This window comes from Embleya sp. NPDC005971 (assembly GCF_040629175.1).
Classification (GTDB): Bacteria; Actinomycetota; Actinomycetes; order Streptomycetales; family Streptomycetaceae; genus Embleya.
Genome location: NZ_JBEXUX010000077.1, coordinates 22,121 through 43,701, shown reverse-complemented (window position 1 = coordinate 43,701; position 21,581 = coordinate 22,121). Strand labels below are relative to the sequence as shown.

At 71.9% G+C, this 21,581-nt stretch carries 19 protein-coding genes and 1 pseudogene; 8 read left to right on the top strand and 12 right to left on the bottom strand.

Annotation, left to right across the window (positions count from 1 at the left end; all coding sequences use genetic code 11):
- A pseudogene (locus tag ABZ374_RS41160) lies at positions 1-782 on the bottom strand (Fe-S oxidoreductase); the annotation flags it as partial.
- A gap of 298 nt (positions 783-1,080) precedes the next feature.
- A complete protein-coding gene (locus ABZ374_RS41155; RefSeq protein WP_360322250.1) occupies positions 1,081-1,638 on the bottom strand; it encodes a GNAT family protein in 558 nt (185 codons plus the stop codon).
- Between the two features lie 359 nt (positions 1,639-1,997).
- Here ABZ374_RS41155 and ABZ374_RS41150 point away from each other — a divergent pair, with 359 nt between their 5' ends.
- On the top strand, positions 1,998-2,804 hold the full coding sequence (locus ABZ374_RS41150; protein ID WP_360322247.1) for a siderophore-interacting protein: 807 nt from the start codon (positions 1,998-2,000) through the stop codon (positions 2,802-2,804).
- Positions 2,805-2,842: 38 nt separating this feature from the next.
- Here the strand turns inward: ABZ374_RS41150 and ABZ374_RS41145 are convergent, their stop codons facing one another.
- Complete coding sequence (locus ABZ374_RS41145; RefSeq protein ID WP_360322244.1) at positions 2,843-4,381, bottom strand: aldehyde dehydrogenase family protein; 1,539 nt, start codon at positions 4,379-4,381, stop codon at positions 2,843-2,845.
- 186 nt (positions 4,382-4,567) lie between these two features.
- Here ABZ374_RS41145 and ABZ374_RS41140 point away from each other — a divergent pair, with 186 nt between their 5' ends.
- Entirely contained in the window at positions 4,568-5,170 is a 603-nt protein-coding gene (locus ABZ374_RS41140; protein WP_360322241.1) for a GNAT family N-acetyltransferase, read from the top strand.
- 12 nt (positions 5,171-5,182) lie between these two features.
- Here ABZ374_RS41140 and ABZ374_RS41135 read toward each other — a convergent pair whose 3' ends face one another.
- Complete coding sequence (locus ABZ374_RS41135; RefSeq protein ID WP_360322238.1) at positions 5,183-6,181, bottom strand: zinc-dependent alcohol dehydrogenase family protein; 999 nt, start codon at positions 6,179-6,181, stop codon at positions 5,183-5,185.
- A gap of 143 nt (positions 6,182-6,324) precedes the next feature.
- Between ABZ374_RS41135 and ABZ374_RS41130 the strand changes: the two genes are divergently transcribed.
- Entirely contained in the window at positions 6,325-6,663 is a 339-nt protein-coding gene (locus tag ABZ374_RS41130) for a helix-turn-helix domain-containing protein (RefSeq protein WP_360322235.1), read from the top strand.
- Between the two features lie 241 nt (positions 6,664-6,904).
- Here ABZ374_RS41130 and ABZ374_RS41125 read toward each other — a convergent pair whose 3' ends face one another.
- The 7 genes from ABZ374_RS41125 to ABZ374_RS41095 form a co-directional block, all read right to left on the bottom strand.
- On the bottom strand, positions 6,905-7,348 hold the full coding sequence (locus ABZ374_RS41125; protein ID WP_360322232.1) for a DUF4440 domain-containing protein: 444 nt from the start codon (positions 7,346-7,348) through the stop codon (positions 6,905-6,907).
- 95 nt (positions 7,349-7,443) lie between these two features.
- Positions 7,444-8,637 (bottom strand): amidohydrolase family protein, encoded by a 1,194-nt coding sequence (locus ABZ374_RS41120; protein WP_360322229.1) that lies wholly within the window; start codon positions 8,635-8,637, stop codon positions 7,444-7,446.
- A complete protein-coding gene (locus ABZ374_RS41115; RefSeq protein ID WP_360322226.1) occupies positions 8,634-9,638 on the bottom strand; it encodes an ABC transporter ATP-binding protein in 1,005 nt (334 codons plus the stop codon). The genes ABZ374_RS41120 and ABZ374_RS41115 overlap by 4 nt, the downstream gene beginning before the upstream one ends.
- Positions 9,635-10,666, bottom strand: coding sequence for an ABC transporter ATP-binding protein (locus tag ABZ374_RS41110; RefSeq protein ID WP_360322223.1), 1,032 nt, complete (start codon positions 10,664-10,666; stop codon positions 9,635-9,637). Before ABZ374_RS41110 ends, ABZ374_RS41115 begins: the two co-directional genes overlap by 4 nt.
- A 5-nt stretch (positions 10,667-10,671) precedes the next feature.
- Complete coding sequence (locus ABZ374_RS41105) at positions 10,672-11,586, bottom strand: ABC transporter permease (protein ID WP_360322220.1); 915 nt, start codon at positions 11,584-11,586, stop codon at positions 10,672-10,674.
- Positions 11,583-12,704 carry an ABC transporter permease gene (locus ABZ374_RS41100; RefSeq protein WP_360322217.1) on the bottom strand — a complete coding sequence of 374 codons (1,122 nt, stop codon included), beginning with the start codon at positions 12,702-12,704 and terminating at the stop codon, positions 11,583-11,585. Before ABZ374_RS41100 ends, ABZ374_RS41105 begins: the two co-directional genes overlap by 4 nt.
- Positions 12,685-14,307, bottom strand: coding sequence for an ABC transporter substrate-binding protein (locus ABZ374_RS41095; protein WP_360322214.1), 1,623 nt, complete (start codon positions 14,305-14,307; stop codon positions 12,685-12,687). Before ABZ374_RS41095 ends, ABZ374_RS41100 begins: the two co-directional genes overlap by 20 nt.
- A gap of 454 nt (positions 14,308-14,761) precedes the next feature.
- On the opposite strand from ABZ374_RS41095, the gene ABZ374_RS41090 reads away from it, so the two are divergent.
- The 5 genes from ABZ374_RS41090 to ABZ374_RS41070 all read left to right on the top strand — a co-directional run bounded on the left by ABZ374_RS41090 (position 14,762) and on the right by ABZ374_RS41070 (position 19,453).
- Positions 14,762-15,298, top strand: coding sequence for an XRE family transcriptional regulator (locus ABZ374_RS41090; protein ID WP_331770475.1), 537 nt, complete (start codon positions 14,762-14,764; stop codon positions 15,296-15,298).
- A gap of 97 nt (positions 15,299-15,395) precedes the next feature.
- Positions 15,396-16,316, top strand: a complete 921-nt coding sequence (locus ABZ374_RS41085) for a dihydrodipicolinate synthase family protein (RefSeq protein ID WP_360322211.1) — start codon at positions 15,396-15,398, stop codon at positions 16,314-16,316.
- Positions 16,316-17,590 (top strand): FAD-dependent oxidoreductase, encoded by a 1,275-nt coding sequence (locus tag ABZ374_RS41080; protein WP_360322208.1) that lies wholly within the window; start codon positions 16,316-16,318, stop codon positions 17,588-17,590. The genes ABZ374_RS41085 and ABZ374_RS41080 overlap by 1 nt, the downstream gene beginning before the upstream one ends.
- Positions 17,583-17,939, top strand: coding sequence for a (2Fe-2S)-binding protein (locus ABZ374_RS41075; RefSeq protein WP_360322205.1), 357 nt, complete (start codon positions 17,583-17,585; stop codon positions 17,937-17,939). The genes ABZ374_RS41080 and ABZ374_RS41075 overlap by 8 nt, the downstream gene beginning before the upstream one ends.
- On the top strand, positions 17,939-19,453 hold the full coding sequence (locus ABZ374_RS41070; RefSeq protein ID WP_360322202.1) for an FAD-dependent oxidoreductase: 1,515 nt from the start codon (positions 17,939-17,941) through the stop codon (positions 19,451-19,453). Before ABZ374_RS41075 ends, ABZ374_RS41070 begins: the two co-directional genes overlap by 1 nt.
- A 137-nt stretch (positions 19,454-19,590) precedes the next feature.
- On the opposite strand, the gene ABZ374_RS41065 is transcribed toward ABZ374_RS41070, so the two are convergent.
- Positions 19,591-20,193, bottom strand: coding sequence for a transglycosylase SLT domain-containing protein (locus ABZ374_RS41065; protein WP_360322199.1), 603 nt, complete (start codon positions 20,191-20,193; stop codon positions 19,591-19,593).
- Positions 20,194-21,581 lie beyond the last annotated feature (1,388 nt).

The following is a 21,581-nucleotide window of genomic DNA, read 5'->3' as shown; positions in this document are numbered from 1 at the left end:
TGCAACGCACCCAACGCGACCCCACCATCCGCCTCACGCTTGAAGTAGATGTTGAAGAACGCCAGGAACCGATGCCACGCAACACCCATGCTCGGCTTGAGGCCGATGGTGATCGCCCACGTCATCGAGATGACGATCTTGATCGTCGCGACGAGGTAGATCAGGTTTTCCAGCGAGCCGTCGGAGAGCCCACCGAACGCGGACACCAGGGGGTAGCTCACCCAGTAGCCGGCCTCGTACCCGTCGACTCCGGCGAGCGCGCCCTCCAGGCCGCGCAGCAGCATGATGCACACGCCGACCGAGCCGACCACGAACTCGACGAAGTACGCCTGGCCGAACCGCGATCCGGCGAATCGGCTCTTGCGCCCGGCCCGACGCGGGTGGCTGATCTGGCGGATGACGATCAGCACGAGGATGCCGACGATGGTCATCAGGCCCATGAACTCGGTGAAGACCTCGAACACGTCCCAGTGCCCGAGCCCCCACAGCGCGAACTCCGGTGAGAAGAGTTGTCCGTACGCGTTGACCAGGGTCAGGATCAGCGCGCCGAAGCCGACCATGACGAACCAGTGGGCGGCGCCGACGATGCCCCAACGGAGCATCCGGGTGTGCCCGACCGTCTCGGTGAGCATCGTGCGCAAACGGGTGCCGGCCGCGCTGGTCCGGCCCCACGCGGGCTGCCCGAGTTTGACGAACGAGTAGATGTAGGCGGCGGTGCGCCCGAGTAGGGCGAACCCGATCACGCTGATCAGCAGCGAGATCACGATCCCTGCGAGTTGCATGGCGTTCGACTCCTCCGGTGGGACGTCCCTTCCGGGGCGTGTGTCGGCCGACCGGGCGAGGCGTTCGAGCGCCGTACCCGGTGGTAACTTGATCACTGTGTCGATGATATCCATCCGCCGAACGCCATCGATCTCGCGGGTTTTGCCCGTTTTGTCGCAGCGCCGATGGAAACTGTCCGGTCGTTCGTTCCGCACCGACCCGGCCGGTTCGCCAGTTGTGTGACGCACCGTCAGATCTGTCGATATGCATGCTGCCATGCCGCGCCTGCGGAATCCGCAACAGGTCCCGACCCGAAGGTCAGCCGGTGCCGTGGATCGCGTGCCATTCCGGGGCCAGCACGGACCAGACCTCGGTGTTCTGCCGCACGCCCCGGTAGAGGTGGTTCTCCCGATGCACACCTTCGCGGGTCATCCCGAGGCGCTTGGCCACGTTGATGCTCGGGGTGTTCTCGGCGGAGACCAGCCACTCGACCCGGTGCATCCCGCGCTCCCGGATCGCCCAGTCGATGATCATCGTTGCCGCCCGGGTGACCAGGCCCCGGCCCGCGGCGGCGGGTTCGAGCCAGCAGCCCGCCTCGCAATTGCCCTGTGCCGCGTCGAAGACCCGGAAGAGCACCCCGCCGACCAGGACCCCGTCGAGCCAGATGCCGTACAGCCGACCGGCGTCGACGGCGGTCTTGTCGGCGTAGGACTGGAGCCAGCCCCGGGCCGAGTCGAGATCGGCCGTGACGTCGGCCAGTCCTATGTGGCGGCCGACGAACTCCCGGCCGCGGTCCATGTGAGCCAGGAACTCCTCGGCCCGCCACGGCTCCAGCGGCCGCAACTCGGCTCCGTCGCCCAGGGATCTCGCGAACATTCTCGTCCTTCCGCAATGGCCGTGCAGACCGGTTGATCAACCGTCGGATCCTAATGCGGGCCGCTCGAATTCGGCCGCTCGAATTCGGCCGCCCGAAAGTGAGCAGCCCGCCCGAGCCGGCGTTCTCGGACCGGCTCGACGCGCGGCCGTTCGTGCTGCTCGCGGAGTTGCCGCCGTCGTCCGGCGGTCGCCGCGGCGGCCCCGGCGCGGGCTCCGGAAAAGCGAGTACCGCACGAGGCGAGCAATTGCTCATAATTGGGTCGTGACCTGGGCCTGGGCACCGATCGCCGGGTCGGGCGAGGCCCGGACGGCCGCGCCCGGCCCGATCCCCGACGGAGCGGCGAAAGCGAGAAGCAGAGATGTTGCCGAAGGTGCAACTGCCGGAAACGCGGCGGATGATATCCCTGACGGTGCGTGAGAACACGCGCCTCAGCCCCAACTTCGTACGCCTGACGCTCGGCGGATCCGAACTGGCGCACCTACACGGGTCCGGATTCGATCAGGGCGCACGCCTGTTCTTCCCGCGCGAGGGACAGGAGGAGCTGCGCATGCCGAAGTTGTCCAACAACGCGTGGATGGCCGAATGGCTGCTGCTGCCCAAGGCCCGTCGACCCTGGGTGCGCAACTACACGATCCGCGCCTTCCGGCCCGAACGCCACGAGATCGACATCGAGTTCGCGCTGCACGGCGACGCCGGACCGGCGTCGGCGTGGGCGGCCCGGGCCCGACCCGGCGACCCGGCGGGCATCTTCGATCTGGGCCGGATGTACCTGCCACCGAGCCATGCCGAGTGGCACCTGCTGGTCGGCGAGGAGAGCGCGCTGCCGGCCATCCTGTCCATCCTGGAACACGCCCCCGCGACCCTGCACGCGGAGGTCTTCCTGGAAGTGCCCGAGGTCGCGGACATCCGCGAGCGGGTCGAGGCACCGGCGGGCGTGCGGGTGCACTGGCTGGCCCGGGACGGGGCCGGATCCCGGCCCGGCCGGCTCGCCCTGAACGCCGTCGAGTCCGCGACCCTGCCCGCGGGTCCGTTCTACACGTGGACCGCCGGCGAGCACGGCCTCCCGACCGGTCTGCGCCGGCACCTGGTGAACGAGCGGAGGATCCCCAAGTCGGACATCACCTTCTTCGGCTACTGGCGCCACGGCCGCTCCAGCCCCGGCTGACCACGGCCGACAGCGGTGTGCCCGCCCGGCCCCCGGGCTCAGCCGAAGTCGACCCCCTGGGCGAGCGGCAGCTCGTCCGAGTAGTTGACCGTGTTGGTCGCCCGACGCATGTACGCCCGCCACGCGTCGGAGCCGGATTCGCGCCCGCCGCCGGTCTCCTTCTCGCCGCCGAACGCGCCGCCGATCTCGGCGCCGGAGGTGCCGATGTTGACGTTGGCGATGCCGCAGTCCGACCCGTCCGCGGCCAGGAATCGTTCGGCCTCGCGTTGGTCGCGGGTGAACACGCCGGACGAAAGCCCGTGCGGCACATCGTTGTTCAGGGCGATGGCCTGGTCGAACGTGCGATAGGTGAGCACGTAGAGGATCGGCGCGAAGGTCTCCTCGCGCACCACCTCGGTCTGCCCGGGCATCCGCACGATGGCCGGACGCACGTACACCGCGTCGGGCGCCTCCGGCCGGGCCACCCGCTCGCCGCCGACCACCACGTCGCCGCCGTCGGCCCGCGCCCGGTCCAGCGCCGCCGCCATCGCCGCCCCGGACCCGGCGCCGATCAGCGGCCCGACCAGCGTGCCGTCCGCGAACGGATCGCCGATCCTCAGCTCGGCGTAGGCCCGGCTCAGCCGCGCGACGAGCACGTCCACCACGTCCTCGTGCACGATCGCCCGGCGCAGCGTGGTGCAACGCTGCCCGGCGGTGCCGGCCGCGGCGAAGACGATGCCGCGCACCGCCAGATCCAGGTCGGCCGACGGCGCGACGATCACCGCGTTGTTGCCGCCGAGTTCGAGCAGGCAGCGGCCGAATCGGGCGGCCACCCGGGGCGCGACCTCGCGGCCCATCCGCACCGAACCGGTGGCGCTCACCAACGCGACCCGCGGATCCTCGACCAGCGCCTCGCCGACCGCACGATCCCCCAGCACCAGGCGATGCAGGTCGGTCGGCGCGCCGACGTCGACGGCGGCCCGGAAGAGCAGCGCGGCGCAGGCGACCGCGGTGAGCGGGGTCAGTTCGGACGGCTTCCACACCACGGCGTCGCCGCAGACCAGGGCGATCGCGGTGTTCCACGACCACACCGCCGCCGGGAAGTTGAACGCGGAGACCACGCCGACCACGCCCAGCGGGTGCCACGACTCGGACAGGCGGTGCCCGGGTCGCTCCGAAGGCATGGTGCGTCCGTACAACTGCCGGGAGAGCCCGACGGCGAAGTCGCAGACGTCGATCATCTCCTGCACCTCCCCGCGCGCCTCGGTCCGGATCTTGCCCGCCTCCAGGGTGATCAGGTCGGCCAGGTCCTCGTGGTGCTCGGCGAGCAGTTCGCCCAGTCGTTTGACCAACGCCCCGCGCACCGGCGCGGGCGTCGTGCGCCAGATGCCGAACGCGCGGTGCGCGGCGCCGATCGCCTCGGTGACCTGCTCCGGCGTGCCGGAGGCGAGTCGGCGCAACACGCCGCCGGTGATCGGCGTACGCACGATCAGATCGCCGGCATCGGGCCGGGACACCGCACCGCAGCGGCGCAGGCATTCGTCCGCTCGCGCACGCAGCCGATCGGTGTCGGGAAGGGAGGTGGTGACGTCGGACATGGGGGCTCCTGACCGGGACGCGGGTCGGATCGGCGGAACACGCAACCCTCGGGTCGTACCCACGCACCCGGTGCGGGTACCCCCCGCCTTCGCCGCACCGACCGCACCGGATCCGGCTGCGCGATCGGACCGGCGCCCCGCCGGCCGGTGCGCGCCGCCGAAATCCGGCCCGGGACAATGTCCGGCATGGAACCGAAGATCGAATTGTTGCGGCCCACCGACGCCGACGACCGACTTCGCACCGAGATCCACCGGGTCGTCCACGACGTCGCCCGTCTCGGTGGCGCGATCGGCTATCTGTCCCCGCCGAGCAAGCCGACCACGGACGCCTGGCTGGAGGACGTGCTCGCCGCCGTCCGGGTCGGCGACGCCGTGCTCGTGGTCGCCTCGGTCGACGACGACGTCGCCGCGACCGGCCTGTGGCGACGCCGGCCCGAGCCGGTCTTCGCGCACTCGGCCGACGTGGAGAAGGTGATGGCCCACCCCGACAGCCGCGGCCTGGGCCTGGGTCGCCTGCTGATGACGGCCCTGATCGACAGCGCCCACCGAGCCGGCATCGAGACCCTCACCCTGGGCGTGCGGGGCAACAACCACGGCGCCATCGAGCTCTACGAGCGGCTCGGCTTCACCGTGTGGGGCCGGTTGCCCAACGTCATCGAGGTCGACAACGAACGCTTCGACGACGTCCGGATGGCCCTCACCCTGGGCCACGCCCCCGACGTCGTGTTGCGCGGATCCACACCCGGCGGCCCCGGCTCCTCGCCGCGCCGCCCGCTCGCGGGGTCCTGAGCCCACCCGGCCTCAGTGCTCGACGGTGACCACGATCTTGCCGACCTGGGCGCCCGCCTCCAGGTAGCGGTGTGCGTCGACGATGCGCTCCAGATCGAAGGTGCGGTCCACGGTCGGCGCAAAGGCACCGGTACGCAGCCCGGAGGCGACGAACGCCTCGGCCCGGCGCAGCCGTTCCGGGTCGGTGGTGGTCTCCAAGGCGGTATGGCTGCGCATGTTCAGCGCGGGCATGCCCAGGTCGATTCCCGGATAGGGGGTCGCCTCGCCGCTCAGCGCGCCGTAGATCAGCAGCGTGCCGCCGGGGGCGACCACCCGGGCCAGGTCCACCACGCCGGAGCCGGCGACGGCGTCGAACACGAATTCGGCGCCGCGGCCTCCGGTGAAGGCACGCACCCGCTCCACGACGTCCTCCTCCTCGGTGACGATCACCTCGGCGGCGCCGGCCGCACGCAGCCGGTCCGCCTTGGCCCGGGTGCGGGTGGTGGCGATCGGCACCGCGCCGACCCGGAGCGCCGTGCGGATCGCGGCCAGGCCCACGCTGCTGGAGGCGGCGGTCAGCACGACGGTGTCGCCGGCGCCCAGCCCGCCGATCTCGACCAGCGCGCCGTAGGCGGTCAGGTACGGCATCCACACCGCCGCACCGGCGACCGCGTCCAGCGAGTCGGGCCGGTGCAGCACGGCCGACGCGGGCACGATCGCGCGTTCGGCGTAGACGCCGTAGTCGTTCATCGAGAACGCGGGCACCACGCTGATCGGCCGGCCGACCTCGAACCCGGCGACCCCGGCACCGACCGCCTCGACCACGCCGGCGGCCTCCAGGCCGAGCCGGGCGGGGAACTCCCGGACGTCCTGGATGTAGTTGCCGCTGCGGAACAGCGCCTCGGCCCGGTTGATGCCGATCGCGTCCACCCGGACCGCCAGTTCGCCGGGACCGGGTACGCCGAGTTCGGCGTCCTCCAGGCGCAGCACGTCCGGCCCGCCGAGTTCGTGGAAGCGCACTGTCCTGACCATCACGCATCGTTCCTTCCGGGCGCCGCCGACACGGGAGCGTGTCGACGTGCCTCACCCAAGCGAAAAGTTCGGTGAGTGTCAAACTTCGATGGTCATCGCACTTTGATGAGTGTCGTACCATTCGGCCAGGAGGTATCAGATCGATGGCGAGCACCCAGCACGGCGGACGCGAACGCGTCCCACCCCACCCGGACATCGACACGATCGGCCTGCAACAGGTCCTCGAAGCCCTCGTCGACCCGGTGCGCCGACTGATCGTCGGCGAGCTCTACGCCGCGTCAAAGGCGTTGAGCTGCGGCACGATCGAGCTGCCCGTCAGCAAATCCACCGCCACCCACCACTTCCACGTGCTGCGCGAGGCCGGCCTCATCCGCCAGTACTACGTGGGCACCTCCCGGATGAACGCGCTGCGCCGCGAGGAGTTCGACGAATCCTTCCCGGGCCTGCTGCCCGCGCTGATCGCCGCCGCCGACCGGGCGTGAGCCGACCGCCGGGGCGTTGCGCCGGTCGGACGCGGCCGGCCGACACCCTCCCCACCTGCGGTGTCGGTTCCGGTCGCTCCTTCGCGTGGCGGAGCGCACTCCCCCGCGTCCGGACACGGGCGCGGTTCCGCGCGCGGGGTCCGGCGAGCGGGCGTCCGGGCACCCGATCGGCTCCCGACGGCACTTCGGCATCGGCGCCCCGTCCCGGACCGGGCCCGGCGCGACCCCGGCGCCGCACCGATCACGCCAGCAGGTCCTCGTGGTTGTGCACCACCAGCCAGCCCTGCGCGAAGCGGCGGGCCACCGCCGTGTTGCGGATGTGTTCGGAGGCCGGGGTCGAGCCGTCGGCGCCCGGGGCGAAGTCGACCCGCAGCGTGTAGCGGGCCAGCGCGGTGTCGTCCCAGACGTCGATCACCTCGTCGCTCGCGTGGATCCCGGTGACCACCGGCGCGTCCGGGCCCACCGGTCGGGCCGCGCGGATCCGGTCCAGGTCGGCCCGGCCGAACAGGAGTTCCGGCGCGGCCGAGTCCCAGATGGTGGCCTCGGGGTGGATGCGGCTGTCGATGCGCGCACGGTCGCCGGCCGTGAAGCCGGCGTAGATGTCGAGCAGGGCGCTCCAGACGGCGGCGCGGTCCTCGGCCGACCCGGCGGGTCGGTGGGTGTCGCGTGCGGCGGCGTCGGTCATGGCACGAAGGTCCTTACGTCGGGGGTGGGTCGGGGCGCGGCGACTCCCGGGCGGGGCCGGCGAGGTGCACCCGCCGGGATGCGGCCGCGAACGGTTCAGGCGGCCAGGTCCTCGCGGACGATCCGGCCGCCCTGCATGACGAACGACAGGCGGCCCAGCGCCGAGATGTCGTGCAGCGGGTCGCCGTCGACCGCGATCAGGTCGGCGGTGAACCCGGGTGCGACCTGTCCCAGCCGGTCCTCGGCCTGCACCAGGCGGGCCGCGGTGGTCGATACCGACTGGAGCACGCGCAGGTTGTCCAGGCCGCCGCGGGCCATCAGATACATCTCGTACACCGCCGCGGGCACGCCCTCGACCAGGTCGGCGGGCGGGATGTCGGTGCCGTTGACCAGTTGCACGCCGGCGGCGACCGCCCGCCGGAAGCTCTCCTGGTGCGGTTCGATCGCGTTCTGCGCGTTGGCGATCGACGCCTCCTCGAAGCGGTTCTCCCGCATCCAGCCGAGCGAGTTGGTCACGCACAGCGTGGGGGTCACGAACGCGCGTCGGTCGGCGAGCAGGCGCGCGGTGTCCTCGTCGAGCGCATACGCGTGTTCGAACGAGCGCACGCCCTGGGCCAGCGCGGCCCGGATCGCGGCGGACTCGCCGGAGTGCGCGACCACGTACGCGTCGTGTTCGTGGGCGGCCTTGACCGTGGCGGCGATCTCCTCGTCGGTCATCTCCGCGTGCTCGAAGTCCTCGCCCTCGCGGGCCAGACCGGAGTTGATGAAGATCTTCAGGTGGTCGGCGCCGGCGGCCAGTTCGCCCAGCGCGGCGCGGTAGAAGCCGTCCGGGCCGCTCGCGTAGGAGCAGTCCGCGCCCTCGCCGTGTCCGTGCGGGGTGGACAGCGCGCGGCCGGCGCCGAAGATCCGCGGGGCCTGGATCCAGCCGCGCTTTTGCGCGTCGCGCAGCACCAGGTCGATCTGGTTCTGCTCGTGCACGCAGCGCAGCGTGGTGATGCCGGCCCGCAGCGCGTCGTGCGCGCGTTGGGCGGCGCGGAACGCGGTCAGGCCCGGCGATTCGTCCTCACGCGTGTCGGAGAAGGGAAAGACCACCGACAGGTGCGAGTGGCAGGAGATCAGCCCCGGCAGCAGGTATCGGCCGCCCAGATCGTGCGCGTCGGCGTTGGGCGGCAACGCGCCGCGCACCTCGGCGATGGTCGAACCCTCGACCCGCACACTGCGGTCGCGCAGCAGTTCACCCGTGACGACGTCGACGACATGACAGTTGGTCAGCCACATGAGTGCGGTCACCCGACTTTCGTGAGGGTCGGCGCGAGCACGGTGCACGCGGCGCGCCGGCGCGGAAGGAACTCGACCAGTGCGGGTTCGTCGAGCGCGCACGCGTCGACGGCGATCGGGCACCGGGGGTGGAAGCGGCAACCGGCGGGCGGGAAGGCCGGGTCCGGCACGTCGCCGGGCAGGTCGACGGGCAACTCGCCGCTGCCGTCGGCGCGCGGCACCGCCGCGATCAGCGCCCTGCTGTACGGGTGGCGCGGCTCGGCCCAGACCTGGTCGGTGGGGCCGCTCTCCACCACGGTGCCCAGGTACATCACCGCCACGGTGTCGGCGATCTGTCGCACGATGGACAGGTCGTGCGAGATGAACAGCAGGCCCACGTTGCGCTCGCGGGCCAGTTCGAGCAGCAGGTTGGCCACCGACGCCTGCGCCGAGGCGTCCAGCGCGGCGATCGGCTCGTCCGCGACGATGCAGGTGGGCTCGGCGGCGAGCACCCGGGCGATGGCGATGCGTTGGCGCTGGCCGCCGGAGAACTCGTGCGGGAAACGATCGACGAACTCGGCGGGCAGGCCCACCCGTTCGAGCAGTTCGCGGGCCACGCCGCGGCCGCGTTCGCGGGTGCCGCCGGCCAGGACCACGGCGTCGGAGATCTGTTCGCCGACCCGGCGGCGCGGGTTCAGCGACGCGTACGGATCCTGGAAGACCATCTGGAGGCCGCGTTGGGTCACCGGCCGCGAGCGCAGCCCGAGCGGGACGACCGGGTGTCCGTCGAACTCGACCGTGCCGGCGGCCGGCTTGAGCAGTCCGACCGCGGCCTTGCCCAGGGTCGACTTGCCGCACCCGGACTCGCCGACCAGGCCGACCACTTGGCCGGGCGCCACGGTCAGATCCACGCCGGCCACGGCGCGCACGGTGGGCCGACCCGGCGTGCGGTACGCCACGGACAGGTCGCGCAGCCGCAACCCGGGGTCCTTCGCGGTGACGGCGACGGTGGAGGTGAGGGAGGACAGGGTCATCGGCTATCCACCTTCGAAGCGGCGACGGCGAGCGGATCGATCGGACAGGCCCCGGTGTGGGTGGGCGTCAGCGCCAGCAGGCGCGGGCGCTCCTCCCGGCAACTCGGCTGCGCGTGCGGGCAGCGCGGGTGGAACGCGCAACCGGCGGGCGCCTGGCCCAGCTTGGGCGGCGTGCCCACGATCGGCACCAGCGCCGCGGTGCCCCCGTCGGGGTGCGGCAGCGCGTCGAGCAGGCCGCGGGTGTAGGGGTGGCGGGGTTCGCGCAGCACGTCCGCGCGCGGCCCGCTCTCCACGATCCGGCCCGCGTACATCACGCTCACCCGGTCCGCGAGCGCGGACATCACCCCCAGGTCGTGCGTGATGATCAGCACCGACAGGCCGTTCTCCCGGCGCAGTCGGTCCAGCAGGCGCAGGATGCCGGCCTGCACGGTGACGTCCAGCGCGGTGGTGGGCTCGTCGGCGAGCAGCAGCGCCGGGTCGCAGGCCAACGCGATGGCGATGGCGATGCGTTGACGCATGCCGCCGGAGAATTGGTGCGGGTAGCGGCGCAGCGCCCGCTCGGGGTCGGGGATGCGCACCGTGGCGAGCAGTTCCACCGCCCGGGCGTTGGCCGCGCGCTTGTCCAACTTCTTGTGGTGGCGCAAGTGTTCGGTGAGCTGTTTGCCGATGCTCAGCATCGGGTGCAGCGAGGTCATCGGGTCCTGGAAGACCATCGCGACCCGATTGCCGCGCAGGTCGCGGACCTGACGCGGGGTCATGGTCAGCACGTCCTGGCCTTCGACGAGCATCTGCCCGCGCGCGCTGCCGCCCTGGGGCAGCAGCCCGAGCAGCGCGAGTGCGGTCATCGTCTTGCCGGAGCCGCTCTCGCCGGCCAGGCCGACGATCTCGCCGCGGCCCACGGTCAGGTCGACGCCGTCGATGGCGCGCAGCGGTTCGCCGTCGGGTCCGGGCAGTTCGACGACGAGGTCGCGGATCGCCAGCAGCGGCTCCTCGGCGTCGACCACCGGCGGGGTCGGGGTGTCGTTCATGTCCGTCACTTTCGGATCGCCCGTGCCGTACGCGGGTCGAGCGCGTCGCGCAGGGTGTCGCCCAGGAAGTTGAAGGCGAGCACCGAGAGCAGGATGGCCGCGCCGGGGAAGACCGCGACCCACCACGCGTCGAAGTTCGCCGAGCCCGCGTTGACCATCGCACCCCACTCGGCCGCGGGCGGTTGTGCGCCCAGGCCCAGGAAGGACAGTCCGGACAGCAGCAGTACGGCGTTGCCCAGGTCGAGCGCGGCCAGCACGGCCACCGGGCCGGCCAGGTTGGGCCGCAGGTCCACGGCCAGCACCCGCCACCCGGAGGCGCCGAGCAGCCGATCGGCCTGGACGAAGTCGGACTGGCGCAGCGTCAGCACCAGTCCGCGCACCACGCGGGCGTAGGTGGGCCAACTGACGATCACCACCGCCAGCACGGCGTTGGTCAGGTTCGGGCCCAGTGCCGCCACCACGGCCATCGCCAGGATGATCGCCGGGAAGGCGAGCACCAGGTCGGCGCAGCGCATCACGACCATGTCGATCCAGCCGCCGAAGTAGCCGGCGACCGCGCCCAGCACGGTGCCGATGACCATGGCGAGCACGACCAGCAGCAGGGCGAGCGGGAGCGAGATGCGGGTGCCGTGGATGACCCGGGAGAGGATGTCGCGGCCGAGTTGGTCGGTACCGAACCAGTGTTCGCCGGACGGCGACTGGTACTTCGGCCATTTCTGGGCGAGCGGATCCTCCGGCGAGATCACCGACGCGAGGACCGCGGCGATCAGGAAGACGCCGATGATCACGATGCCGGTGATGGCCAGGGGGCTGCGCCACGGCGACTTGCCGGGACGGCGCTTGCGCCGCGGGGCCGGGTCGTCCGTGCCGGTGCGGTCGGCTCCGAGCCGATCGCCGAGGAAGAGGCGCGTGGCGTTCACGAGAGGCGAATCCTCGGGTCGATGACCCCGTAGAGCAGGTCCACGAGGAGGTTGATCACGACGTACACGACCGCGACGAACAGGCAGACGCCCATGATGGACGGCAGGTCCAGGTTCAGTGCGCTCTTGTACGCGTACTGGCCCAGGCCCGGCCAGGACAGCACGTTCTCGACCAGGACGGTGCCGGCGAGCATGCCACCGAAGGTGAGCCCGGCGACGGTCAGGATCGAGGTGAGTGCGGGTCGCAGCACGTGCCGACGGACCACGGTGAACTCGGGCAGGCCCTTGGCTCGCGCGGCACGCACGTAGTCGTTGCCGAGGGCTTCCAGGACCGCGGCGCGGGTGAAGCGGGTGAGCACGCCGATGTTGAACGCGGCCAGCACACACGCGGGCAGGACCAGGCGGGAGAATGCCTCGCCGAAGGTGCCGAGATCGCCGGTGAGCAGCGAGTCGAGCGTGTACAGGCCGGTGATGTCCTGGGGTGGGATCGCGCCGGGTGACAGTCGTCCACCGGCCTGGATCCAGCCGAGTTTGAAGGAGAAGAGGTAGAAGGCGACCTGGGCGAGCCAGAACACCGGCATGGACACGCCCGCGAGGCTGACCACGCGAATGATCCGGTCCGGCCAGCGGTTGCGGGTGACCGCCGCCACGATGCCCAGTCCGACGCCGATCACCAGTGCCAACACGATGGCCACCAGGGCCAGTTCGAGGCTGGCCGGGACCCGGTCGGCGAGGTCGTCCCAGACCGGTCGGTGGGTCTGCTGGGAGGTGCCCATGTCGCCGTGCAGCAGGTTGTTCAGGTAGGTGCCGTACTGCGAGGGCAGGGACTCGTCGAGTCCGTTCTTCTTCTTGAACGCGGCGACCGCGGCCGGGTCGTTCTGGGCGCGGTCGCCGAGGTTGGCGGCGACCGGGTCACCGGGCACGGAGTGGGTGAGCACGAAGGCCAGGATGGTGATGCCCAGGCACAGCAGCAGTCCGACGGACAGGCGCACCAACACGAAGCGGGCGAAGGGATGGGAGCCGCGCGCGGTCCGAGGGCCGGCGGCCGCACCCTTGCGGGGTGCGGCCGGCCGGGAGGTGCCGCGGTCGACCGTGGGGTCAGCCGAGCTTGTCGACATCGATGTACCAGATCGGGTTGTAGTGCAGGTTCTTCACCGAGTTGTTCGCGGCGATCACCTGTGCGGGCTGGAGCAGCGGGATGAAGGGACCGGTCTTGTTCATCGCTTCCTGGAGCTGCCGGTACAACTGCACGCGCTCGGCGTCGGAGGTGGCCACCTTGGCCTGTTGCGCGAGCGCGCTCACCTCGGCGTTGGCGTCCTTCTTCCAACCGGCGCGCAGGCCGACGAGTTCACCCGGGGTGAACGCGAGGTAGTCGCTGGCGTCCGGGTAGTCGGCCTGCCACCACCAAAGGCCCATCGCCTCGGTGCCGTTGCGGTAGGAGTCCAGCGCGGTCTGGGTGGGGGCCGGCTTGAGGTTGATGGTGATGCCGACCTCCTTGAGGTTGGCCTGGACCCGGGCGCCGAGGTCGCCGAAGTTGATCCCGTTGATCGTCACGTCGGAGGCGTAGTACAGGTCGACGCTGGGGTTGTTCAGTCCGGCGCGGGCCAACGCGGCCTTGGCGCGCGGGATGTCGCGCACGATCGCCTTGGCCGGGTCGAGCGCACCGGTGAAGAAGCTCGGCACGATGCCCGCGGCCTGGGCGGAGCCGGCGCCGGCCACATCCAGCAGGCTCTTGTAGTCCACGCCGTAGCGCACGGCCTCCTGGAAGTCCTTGTTGGAGGTGATCGGCGAGGTGGCCGGGTTGTCGTTGCTGAACAGGAACGCCGTGGTGGGCGTGGGCTGTTGCAGCACCTGCGCCTGACCCTTGACCTTGGCCGCCTGGTCCGGCGACATGTCCAGGGAGATCTGGCTCTCGCCGCTGAGCACGTTCAACTGCTGGGTGTTCGCGGGCACGTTGCGCACCACGACCTTGGCGTACTTGGGCTTGGCGCCCCAGTAGTTGTCGTTGCGGGTGAGGATGACCTCGGTGCCGACGTCGTACTTGGTGATCTTGTACGGGCCGCTGCCCTGCGAGTCGGTGTTGAGGAACTGCTCGGCCTTGTCGCCCTGGTCGGCGCCCGCCGCATCGGTACCGCCGTGCGCGGTGACGACCTTGGAGTTGACCACGCCGAGCGCGGGGGTGGCGATGCGGAACGGCAGCGCGGGATCGGCGGCCTCGGTGGTGAGCACCACCGTGTGCTCGTCCTTGGCGGTCGCGGTCACGCCGTCGAGCAGGAAGGCCGGGTTGCCCTTGAGGTTCTTGACCCGGTTGAAGGAGAAGACCACGTCCTTGGCGGTCACCGGCGAGCCGTCGGAGAACTTGGCCTCCGGACGCAGCGGGAAGGTGAACGTCTTGGCGTCCGGCGCGGCCTCGTAGGACGCGGCGAGCAGCGGTACCGGCTTGGTCACGTCGCCGCCCGCGAAGGTCAGCAGCGTGTCGTAGACGGGACGGGTGACCAGGATCCCGGTGGGCTCGAAGGTCCGGCCGGGGTCGGCGGTCTTGAGACTGAAGGAGGTGTCGACGACGAGTGTGCCGCCGCCCTCCGCTTCGCCGGACTGCTTCTTGGCGCCGCCGCACGCGGCGAGCATCAAAGCGGCGGCGACGGTGACCGCCAATGGGGCGGCGGCCCGACGCACGGCCTTGGCCCGGCGACTGTCCCCGATGGGGTGATTGCCCTGCATGGCGCACCTTCCTCAAGCCACCCGATCAGCCGATGACGGAACCCAGTGTTTGATCTGGCTGAACGGTGGGCTCGAAAGTAGGCGTGGCCGAGCGTGATGGTCAATGACTTTCTTGCCCGTCTCGGCATTTGGGACCAAAGATCCATTCACGGTGATCACTCGTCCACGTGGAGCGACGATTTTTCGCCTTGATAACGGTTTGATGACTGCTCAGAGCCCATATCGACGTCAAAAGCCGCACCCATCGACGACCTCGCGTCAGGAGCCCGACACCCGACCGCCACCCGTCGGCAACCGGGTGGCGTTCACCCGGGCGACACAACGATCTTGACGGGGAGTCAGCAACCTGCTTATCTTCGCCCCGAAGCGTTCGACCACATTGAACACGCCATGAAGCACAAGCTCAGGATCCGCGAGTCGAGGGTGCTCGACACCGGAGCGAACGGGGATCGGCATGCTGGGTGACCGACTGCGCGAACTGCGACAAGCGCACGATCTGACTTTGCGTCAGTTGGCCGTCCAAGCCGGGATATCGGCGGGCATGCTCAGTCAACTGGAGAACGGCGCCGCGGAACCGAGTCTGAGCACCCTGCGCAAGCTCGCCCGCGTCTTCGACACCTCCATCGCGACCCTGTTCGACGATCCGGACGTACCGCGCGTGGCCGTGACCACCCGCGAACAACGCATGCGGCTCGGCGCGGCCCGCCAGCACATCACCTACTCCAGGCTCACCCCCGGATCGGGCGATCTCGAAGTGTTGGAGGCCGACATCGAGCCCGGCCAGGCATCCTCCGACGAGCCGTACAGCCATCCCTCCACGGAATGCGCCACCGTGCTCGCCGGACGACTCGACGTGGAGGTGGACGGTCGCGTCCACCACCTCGAAGAGGGCGACGCGATCACCTTCGACTCGCGTCTGCCGCACCGGTTCGTCAACTCCTCCGACGCCCCGGCCCGGCTGCTCGTCGCGGTGACGCCCCCGATGCCGTAGTGGTGTCGCGGTCGGGAACGATGCCCGTTCCCGGCCGCGACACCTGCGGGGGGTGTCGCCCGGATCCCGTGTTTGTGCCCCGAAAGGACCCGAGGGCATGGACCGCAACACCGTCGACTGGCACGGCTACATACCGGCCGTGACAACCCCCTTCACCTCCCAGGGCGACCTCGATCTCGCCGCCTGGGACGAACAGTTGGAGTGGTTCGCCGCCGAACGCCTCGACGGCGTGATCATCGCCGGCACCACCGGCGAGTGGTACACCCTCACCGCTACCGAACGCGCCGCCCTGTTCACCCGCGCCGCCCGCCGAGTGCGCGGTCGCTACACCCTGCTCGGCGGCTGCAACGCCTACACCGCCTCCGCCGCGATCGGCCACGCCCGGGCCGCGCGCGCCGCGGGCCTGGACGGCATCCTGCTCACCCCGCCGCCGTACATGGTGCCCAACTCCCGCGAGATCGTGGCCTTCTACGCCGAGGTCTGCGCCGCCGTCGACATCCCGGTCTGTGTGTACAACTGGCCCCGGGGCACCGGCGTGGACCTGGACCTCGACACCCTGAGCGCGCTGGCGGACCTGCCCAACGTGGTCGCGATCAAGAACTCCACCGGCGATTTCGGGGCGTTCGTCAAGGGCCTGATCGCCCTGCACGAGCGGGTGCGCTACTTCGGCATCACCACCGACCGGGTGGGCATCGCGCTGATGCGCGGCATCGGCGGCGACGGGCTGATGGGCGCCGGCGCCGTCCTCGGCCGCGACCACCCCGACTTCTTCCACCACCTCGCCGCCGGCGACGAGGCCGCCGCGCTGGCCGTGGGCGCCCGCGACCGGGTGCTGATGCGGGCCTGGTTCACCACCGACTACGGGCCCCGCTTCGGCAGCGCGCCGGCCATCCTCAAGCACGCGCTCACCCTGCGCGGCGTGCCCGCCGGCCATCCGCGCCGCCCGCTGCTGCCGCTGACCGTCGCCGAGGCCGAGCAGGTCCGCGCCACGGTCGCCGAACTGGGACTCCTGGCCTGATGACTCCCGGCCCGAAGACACCCGACCCGAAGACAGCCGGCGTGCCGACTCCCGGCATCGGGGCCCCCGGCTCGCAGACCCCGGGCGTGCGGACTCCCGGCCCGACGGACCCCACCGACGTCCTGGTCGTGGGCGGCGGGTTGCTCGGCTGCGCACTGGCCTACCACCTCGCCCGCGCGGGCGCCTCGGTCCGCCTGATCGAGAAGGACCAGCTCAACCGGCACGCCTCCGGCCAGAACGCGGGCAGCCTGCACTTCCAACTCGAATACCGGATGATCCAACACGGCCCCACCGTCGCCGCCCGCGCCGCCGAGGCCCTGCCGCTGCACCTGGACGCCATGCACTCGTGGGCCGGGCTGGAGGACGAGCTCGGCGAACCCTGCGGCGTGCGCCGCTCCGGCGGCCTGATGCTGGCCGAGTCGCCCGAGGACATGGCCCTGCTCGCGCACAAGGCGCACCTGGAACACGCGCACGGACTGGACGTCGAACTCCTCGACGCCCGAGCCACCCACGAACGGGCTCCCTACCTCTCCGACCGAGTGATCGGCGCCGCCTGGTGCCCCGGGGAGGGCAAGGCCAACCCGCGCCTGGTCACCCACGCCTACGCCCGGGCCGCCCGCCGGCACGGCGCCCGGATCGACACCGGCGTACGGCTGACCGCGCTGCGTCACGACGGCCGACAGTGGCTCGCCGAGACCGCCGGCGGACGCCGGATGGCCGCGCGCGCGGTCGTGGTCGCGGCCGGCGTGTGGACCGGCGAGGTCGCCGCGATGGCCGACATCCGGCTGCCCATCGTGCCCGTCGCGCTCACCATGACGGTCACCGCCGCCGCGCCGCCGCTGATCCCGCACCTGGTCCAGCACGCCGGGCGACGCCTCTCGCTCAAACAGACCGAGGAGGGCAACGTGCTCATCGGCGGTGGCCGCGCCGCCAAGTTCGTCCAGCACGCCGGAGCGCTCGACCTGGACGTCCGCCCCGAACTGCGGCTGGACTCGGTGTTCGCCGGCGCCGACGCGGCGCGCGTGGTGCCGGCCGTGCAACGCCTGCCGGTGCTGCGCGTCTGGTCCGGCGCGACCTCGCTGGCCCCCGACCAACTGCCTTTGCTGGGGCCGGTCCCGCGCCGCCCCGACTTCTTCGTCGCCACCGGCGGATCCGGCTTCACCCTGGGCCCCACCTACAGTCGCCTGCTCGCCGAACAGGTGCTCACCGGGACCACCGGGCTGCCACTCGACGACTACTCCCCCGCACGGTTCGGAGCGCTGAACTTTGTCTGACCACCCGGCGCAGGTATCCATCACCCTGGACGGCCGCCCGCACAGCGTGCCGGCCGGCCGCTCACTCGCCGCCGCCCTGATCGCCACCGAGCACCCCGTCACCCGACACGACCGGGCCGGCCGGCCGCGCGCGCCCTACTGCGGGATGGGCGTGTGCTTCGACTGCGCCGTCACCGTCGACGGCACCCCGCTGGTACGGGCCTGCCAGGAGCCGGTCCGCGCGGGCATGCGCGTCGACACGGGCCGCGCGGGTGGCCCGGACCCGCGAGACCGGGTCGGCCGTTCGGACCTGCGGGACCGAGTCGGCGGTTCGGACCTGCGGGACGACACCGGCCGTGAGGACGTGTGATGACCACCACCGAACCGCAGTTGCTGATCGTCGGTGCCGGTCCCGCCGGTCTCGCCGCCGCCGTGGCCGCCGCCCACCACGGTGCGCAGGTCCTGGTCGTCGACGAACAGGCCCGCCCCGGTGGGCAGATCTGGCGCCGACCCGACCCCGGCGCGGGCGGCTCGGACCCGCTCGCGGGCCCCGCGTACGCCGCGGGCCGCGCACTGCTCGCCCGCGCGGCGGCGCACCCGCGGATCACCTTCGCGCACGACACCACCGCGTGGGGTGTCTTCGGCACGCAGACCACGCCCGACGGCTTCGCCGCACCGCCCGGCACCCCCGTGCCGGAGGGTCCCCGGGTCGCGGTGCACGGCCCTGCCGGGGTCGAAGTCCTGTTGCCCCGCGCCCTGTTGCTCACCGCCGGCGCCTACGACCTGCCGGTGCCGGTGCCCGGCTGGACCCTCCCCGGTTTCTTCACGGTCGGCGGCATCCAGGCCCTGCTCAAGGGCCACCGCACCCTCGCCGGCCGACGCATCGTGCTGGCCGGCGCCCATCCGTTGCTGCTGATCGCCGCCGCGCAGTTGGTGCGCGCCGGCGCCGACGTCGCCGAAGTCGCCTTCGCCCAGGGCCTGCCCCACCCCGCCGAGCTCACCCGCGCCCTCGCCGCGCTGCCCGGCAACCGGGCCAAGGTCACCGAGGGCCTCGCCGCGCTGCGCACCCTGCGACAGGCCGGCGTACCGATCCGCACCCACACCCTGCTTCTGCGCGCGGACGGCGAGGAACACGTCACCGCCGCGGTGCTGGTCCGGGTCGACCGCGACTGGCGCCCCGTACCCGGCACCGAACGCACCGTCGCCTGCGACACCGTCGGCACCGGCTACGGCTTCGTCCCCTCCACCGAACTGGCCCGCCAGGCCGGGTGCGCGGCGACCTGGAACGGCCCCGCCGGCGGCTGGGTCCTGGTCCACGACCACGCGATGCGCACCACCCTCCCGCACATCTGGGCCGCCGGCGAACTCACCGGCATCGCCGGCGCCGAACACGCGGTCGCCGCCGGCAAACGCGCCGCACTGGACATCTGCCGCAGCCTGGGCATCCTCGACGCCGCCGCCCACGACCAGGAACTCCCGGCCGTGGAGCGGGAATTGGCCGCGACCACCCGGATGGCCCGGCTGCTGGAGCACACCTGCGCACCCGACCGCGCCGCGCTCCACGCGCTCGCCGACGACGACACGCTGCTGTGCCGCTGCGAGGAGGTGACCTACGGGCAGATCCGCTGCACCCTGCGGGAGAACCCCGGCCTGGGCACCGCCGACGCGGTCAAACTCCTGACCCGGGCGGGCATGGGCCCGTGCCAGGGCCGGATGTGCGGACCCGCCCTGGTCGAACTCCTGCACCAGGAAACCCACATCCCCCGGGAAACCCTCGGCCCCTTCACCGCCCGCCCCCCGATCAAGCCCCTCCCGGTGTCCGCCCTCGCCGAGGCCCACGACGCCGGCACGCACATCCCCGCACCACCCGTCGACACGCCTTAGGAGCACCGCCCGGCGGCAACGAACGCTAACGACCCTCTACTGCGTGGCCCGCACCCCCTGGACCCCGCCGCTGACCTACAGCTGACCCGCCGCCGGCCGATCCACCAGGCCGGTTCACCCTCATCGGGCATCCCGCGTCAGCCCCGGACCTCTCGGCCCGCCCTGGTCCAGTTGTCGTGCAGTCGATCCAGATACGAACTCGCCTGCGAGCCCGGTCGCACGCCGCGCGCGAAGGCCCGCATGTTGCCCGCTCCGGCGTTGTAGCCCAGCGCCAACAGCTCGTTCTTCGTCAGCGCACCGGCCCACTTCGCGGGCAGTTGGGCGGCCAGGTCGTGCAGGTGCCAGGCGGCGGCCCGGATCGCGAGATCCGGGTCGTCGGGCAGCTCCTGCCAGTCCCGATCGGCGAAGTCCCGGCCCTGCTTGGCCTCGTCGAAGGCCGCCCTGTGCATGTTCGCGATGCCGAACGCGGAATCCGGCTTGAGCTTCTGCCAGGCCCGCTCCAGCGCCGAGTCGTGCGGCTTGTACGACTCGTTGTGCAGGATGGCCATCAGCAGTTGCGGATCGATGCCGGCCGCCCGCGCATGCCGAACCACCTGCGGCGCATAGCGGGCCGGCTGCCCGCCACCGCCCTTGGGCACGGACTCCTCGGCACCCGGAGTCGCCGAACCGGACGCCCGAGCCGAACCGGTCTCCGGCGGATCGCACGCCACCACGCCCGCACCCGCCAACACGAGCACCATCGCCGCCGGCCACCACCGACACCCGCGAGACTCCCGCACGCCGCGCCCTTCCCCTCCATACCTCCGGCCCGATCGGCCAGCCTACGCGTCACACCGCGCCGCCCCCCGCACCACCCGACCCCGGACCGGACAGGCCCACTGGAGGGGTGGGCGGTTCGGTGAGGTTCGCCGGGGAGCCTTTCCGGGTGGGTCGGGTGCTTTGTGGGCGGCGGTCGCGACTTGGTGGGGCTGGGCGCGGATGGCCTTGTGCTAAACGGTCGGCGTGGATTGGCGGAGATCGGCCCGGTCCCACGGTCACCGGCGGTCAGGAGCCCTGGACTCCCCGGCGAGACGCGGGCGTTGCTCGCCGGAAAGGCGCCGGCAACGGCGGAGCCGGAGGGTGCTTTCGTCAGGTCCGCCGGGGAGCCTTCCCGAGTGGGCCGGGCGTGCGCAGCCGGCGGTCGCGACTTGGTGGGGTTGGGCGCGGATGGCCTTGTGCTAAACGGTCGGCGTGGACTGGCGGAGATCAGCCCGGTCCCACCGTCACCGGCGGCCGGGAACCCTGGACTCCCCGGCGAGACACGGGCGTTGCTCACCGAGAAAGGCGCCGGCAACGGCGGAGCCGGAGGGTGCTTTCGTCAGGTCCGCCGGGGAGCCTTCCCGAGTGGGCCGGGCGTGCGCAGCCGGCGGTCGCGACTTGGTGGGGTTGGGCGCGGGTGGCCTTGTGCTAAACGGTCGGCGTGGACTGGCGGAGATCAGCCCGGTCCCACCGTCACCGGCGGCCGGGAGCCCTGGACTCCCCGGCGAGACACGGGCGTTGCTCGCCGGAAAGGCGCCGGCAACGGCGGAGCCGGAGGGTGCTTTCGTCAGGTCCGCCGGGGAGCCTTTCCGAGTGGGCCGGGCCGTTGCGGCCGGCGGTCGCGACTTGGTCGGCAGCGGATGGCCTTGTGCTAAACGGTCGGCGTGGACCGGCGGAGATCGACCCGGTCCCACGGTCACCGGCGGTCAGGAGCCCTGGACTCCCCGGCGAGACCCGGGCGTTGCTCGCCGGAAAGGCGCTGGCAACGGCGGAGCCGGAGGGGCGGCCCGGTCAGGTCCGCCGAGGAGCCTTCCCGAGTGGGTCGGGCCGTTTCGGCGGGCGGTGGGTGGGCGGTGGCGGGGAGAGGAGGAGAAGAGCGGGCCGTGGTTGGGCGGTTCCGGTCGCCGGAGCGCGCAACCCGGCCCCCGGCACGCGCTCTCGCCGCCCGGTCACGTAAAACCCCAGGTCAGTGGACCCCCGGGTGCCGAAAGCCGTCTCGGGATCCGGATCGTGACCTTCAGGGCTCACGGCTGGCTCTCCGCCCGGCCGCGCCGGCCCGAAACGCCAACCGAGAGCCATGACCCACGCGAAACCCGCCACCAGAGTGCGC